General features: G+C 42.2%; 4 protein-coding genes. 2 read left to right on the top strand and 2 right to left on the bottom strand.

Going from position 1 to position 3,519, the window contains the following annotated elements:
* Nucleotides 1-255: 255 nt before the first annotated feature.
* Nucleotides 256-579 (top strand): thioredoxin family protein, encoded by a 324-nt coding sequence (locus tag IQ229_RS18600; protein WP_185580382.1) that lies wholly within the window; start codon nt 256-258, stop codon nt 577-579.
* Here the strand turns inward: IQ229_RS18600 and IQ229_RS18595 are convergent.
* Together IQ229_RS18595 and IQ229_RS18590 are read right to left on the bottom strand one after the other, a co-directional pair.
* Nucleotides 566-799, bottom strand: a complete 234-nt coding sequence (locus IQ229_RS18595) for a hypothetical protein (protein WP_194046251.1) — start codon at nt 797-799, stop codon at nt 566-568. The two genes, IQ229_RS18600 and IQ229_RS18595, sit on opposite strands and share 14 nt — an antisense overlap.
* A gap of 119 nt (nt 800-918) precedes the next feature.
* A complete protein-coding gene (locus tag IQ229_RS18590) occupies nt 919-2,769 on the bottom strand; it encodes a S8 family peptidase (protein WP_194046249.1) in 1,851 nt (616 codons plus the stop codon).
* A gap of 119 nt (nt 2,770-2,888) precedes the next feature.
* Between IQ229_RS18590 and IQ229_RS18585 the strand changes: the two genes are divergently transcribed.
* A complete protein-coding gene (locus IQ229_RS18585; RefSeq protein ID WP_194046247.1) occupies nt 2,889-3,323 on the top strand; it encodes a hypothetical protein in 435 nt (144 codons plus the stop codon).
* Nucleotides 3,324-3,519 lie beyond the last annotated feature (196 nt).

Genomic DNA, 3,519 nt, shown 5'->3' with positions numbered 1-3,519 from the left:
TTTTAAGGCTTTTTGTAAATTGTCTTTTTGGGATTGAGTCAAAAAACCTTTAGCAGGCATAACATCACGCTTTTACTTGAATCTATCTAATTTAGCATTTATGCAACTTAGATGTGGAACAGCTTATTAGGGAAAAAGGATAAAAATACTGGATTGGGGTTTCAGCCTGAGATTGACACTAATGACCAGCTATATGGTAATATTTCATGGCATTATGCTAAAAAACTTTGTTTATAATCAAAGAGTAGCCAACCCATGAGTTTAGCTGTAATTAAGTTCTCTTCAGAAGAGTGCGGCATCTGCCACAAAATGTCTTTTTATGACAAAAAGGTGGCTGAAGAACTGGGTTTAGAATTTATCGATGTAAAAATGCAAGATACGACTGCTTACCGCAAGTATCGCAAGATTTTGTTGACTCAATATCCCGATAAATCAGAAATGGGATGGCCTACTTACATCATCTGCAATTCTCCAGAGGGAGAATTTCAGATTGTTGGTGAAGTGAAAGGAGGCCATCCCAAAGGGGAGTTTAGAAGCCGTCTGCAAGAGGTTCTAGATTCCACAGCTAATCAGAACTAATTACCTCAAAAGATTTGACCTCTAAGGCAGGGCCAATCATGGCAGTTGTCATCATATCTTCACGCACCTGCCCTTTAACTTTTGCTTTTTGTCCGGCTTTGAGTAAGTCTTTATCAGCCCCTCTGAGGATTTCGTAAGTAACGCCCTCTTCTGTAACTAACGCCCATGCGCCTGTACCAATATCACGACGTTCGACTGTACCTGTAAGTGTAATGCTCATAACAGTTCTGAGTGCTGAGTGCTGAGTGCTGAGTGAGGGGAGTAGAGAATTAGGAGTTAGGAGTTGGGAGTTATAAAAATTGATTCCCCATGCCCAATGCCCCATTCCCCATTCCCCATTTATGCTATTTTCTCTTCGTTTTTCAATGCTAAACGAACAAGTCCATAACAGACTAGGGCATTAGCAATGAGGAAGAAGCGTGCTAAGTTACCAGTTCCTAATCCCCAGACTGCGGGATCGAAAAACGCACTTGTAGTTAAGCACGCTGCTACACCTAAAGTTGAACCAATGGCAAACCATTTCCAACTAGGATGTCCTAGCAGCAATGCCATCAACACAATGGGAATCAGTACGCTAGCAAATAGGGGATTTAATGCATCAGTTCCCTGGAGAGTATTGCCTAATTCGGGAATTGAACTGCCCAAAACCCGGAAAGGCCATTGGGGAAGATCAAAAATATAGATTCCCTTGAGGAAGAATAACCCAGAACTGCCAGCAATTAGTCCACTGGATAAAGACCAACTCCAAGTGAAGGGGAAGTAAACCCGTAAAAACCAAGCCAGCAGATAGGAACCAACTACCATTAAAATCTTGGGTAACAGTGCTACTGCACCACCATCAATCCAAAAGCCGGGGTTAAGATAGCCGCTATCCCGTAACCACCGAAAGAAATCTGAGAAACTGATTTGCCCGCTAAAGGCTAGTTTGACTGCTGCTTCTGCATTGAGTTGTCCAGCGCCATAATAGTTCAAACCATCATCCTGGATAACTCGTGCCGACTGCTTGAGGACTTTTAAAACTTCATCTGGTTCTTTGATGCCAGCAGCTTTGATTAATGCCGCAACACCAGCAACGTGAGGAGCAGCCATGCTTGTACCCTGGAAGCCCAGAAATACCCCTTCGCCCTTTTCATCGATGGTTTCTTGGAGAATCTTACCAGCTTCACTACCACCAGGAGCAGAGATATCTACCCCTGCACCAAAGTTAGAATAGGGCGCTCTTTCGCCATCTGGGCCAATTGCCGAAACGCCGATGACGTAGGGATAGCGAGCTGGATAGCTTGCTCCATTGGCGTTTTCATTCCCGGCTGCGGCAATAATAACAACACCTTTTCTATGAGCATACTCGATCGCTTGTTTCATCAACTGGCTTTCACCGCCACCACCCAAGCTCATATTAATTACATCTGCGCCTTTATCAGCAGCAAATTTAATCGCTTCGGCAATATCGGCAACGGTACCACCGCCATAAGAACTGAGTACCTTCAGGGGCATCAGACTGGCTTCGTAGGCAATTCCAGCGACGCCATATTTGTTATTTGTGGCTTGAGCAATAGTTCCAGCAACATGGGTACCGTGACCATTATCGTCTGTGGCTTCTTCTCGGTCGTTAACAAAATCATAGCCCTTGACGAATTTTGTCTCATACAAGTCGCGAACCTTAGTAATCCCAGTGTCAATAACTGCGACTGTGATGCCACTGCCTTTGGTTTGACTCCATGCGCCTTCAACACCGATTTTGTGCAAGTTCCACTGCTTGCTATAATATTGGTCATTAGGGCCAGTTAATGAAGGACTTGCTTCTTCATCTTCTTGGGGTGTTAAAAATTCACCTAGCCAAGCGGTTTTACCTGGTTGTGGAATCTTGTTGTAGATATAGTTTGGTTCAATGAATTCTGTCGCTTGGGCAAACTGAGATTTTTTCAGTTCTTGGAGCCGTTGGCGATCGCCTTTGATAATATACACATTATCTTTTTTGGAAAACTTGTTGTCTAATTGGGGTGTAACGTTGTATTGTTTGGCGATCGCTTGTAAATCTTGTTCCACTACAAGTGATGGAATATCTTCGCGAAAATCAAGCAAAATCGTCTCAAACTCTCCTTTAGCTGCCAATCCCTGGAAATTCAGGAAACCAAATATGGCAGATCCCAGCCCAATGACAAACAAGCACCATAATATAAGTTTTCTCATATTAACTCATCACCGCTTTTTGCCAGTTTGCTCATACCATAACTTATCTGCACCCCTTGTTGGTAAATTTTGCACTTTTAGTTACAAGTTTTATTCAGGAATCAGGATTTTTTTAAACGATGGAACGTGGTCTTTTGTGGTTGCCGCTGTTAGTAATGTTTTTCTGGTTGGCTTGGCAAGGCTCGAAGGAGTATCAAAAAGTCGAAGCCTATCGCACTTGGGCAGAGCAATTTGAACGGGCTAAGTATGATATTTATGCTGTATTAGGTCAAAAAGAAAACAATATCACTTGGGGTAAACCCACGCCTCAAGGGCCTATTAAACTAGAAACATTCTCCTTGCTTGATATCAAACAAATCCAGCTTTTAGTAGATGAAAAATCAGTAGATGTAAACAATCCACCGGAGAAAGGTCGTTCTATAGAATTAGAATTTCTATTTTCTGAATCTACTAACTCAGTGCGGGTTCCGTTTACAGAAATCCCTTTGGCAGCAGAATGGGGGAAGTTTTTGCAGGGGCTATTACAAGACTTGCGATCGCAACCACAACAGTAATTATATTAAAACTATAAGTTCCAAATAATACGGCTATTTCTGGTCAACAAATGAGATCGCTAGTGGTGATATGATTCATGGGCAACGACCTTTTTATCGGAAAGATGTTTTTTAGAATGGCTTTTACTTGACTACCATTTATTAAACATCTCCATAAAGTCAATATAGCGTTTCTTAATCACATGAGGTATATCAT

It is taken from the genome of Nostoc cf. edaphicum LEGE 07299, assembly GCF_015207245.1.
In the GTDB taxonomy this organism is placed as follows: Bacteria; Cyanobacteriota; Cyanobacteriia; order Cyanobacteriales; family Nostocaceae; genus Nostoc; species Nostoc edaphicum_B.
This window is presented reverse-complemented; position numbering and strand designations above follow the sequence as displayed.

Coding starts and splice junctions, on each gene's coding strand:
- IQ229_RS18585 (WP_194046247.1), top strand. CDS start 2,889: ATGGAACGTGGTCTTTTGTGGTTGCCGCTGTTAGTAATGTTTTTCTGG.
- IQ229_RS18590 (WP_194046249.1), bottom strand. CDS start 2,769: ATGAGAAAACTTATATTATGGTGCTTGTTTGTCATTGGGCTGGGATCT.
- IQ229_RS18595 (WP_194046251.1), bottom strand. CDS start 799: ATGAGCATTACACTTACAGGTACAGTCGAACGTCGTGATATTGGTACA.
- IQ229_RS18600 (WP_185580382.1), top strand. CDS start 256: ATGAGTTTAGCTGTAATTAAGTTCTCTTCAGAAGAGTGCGGCATCTGC.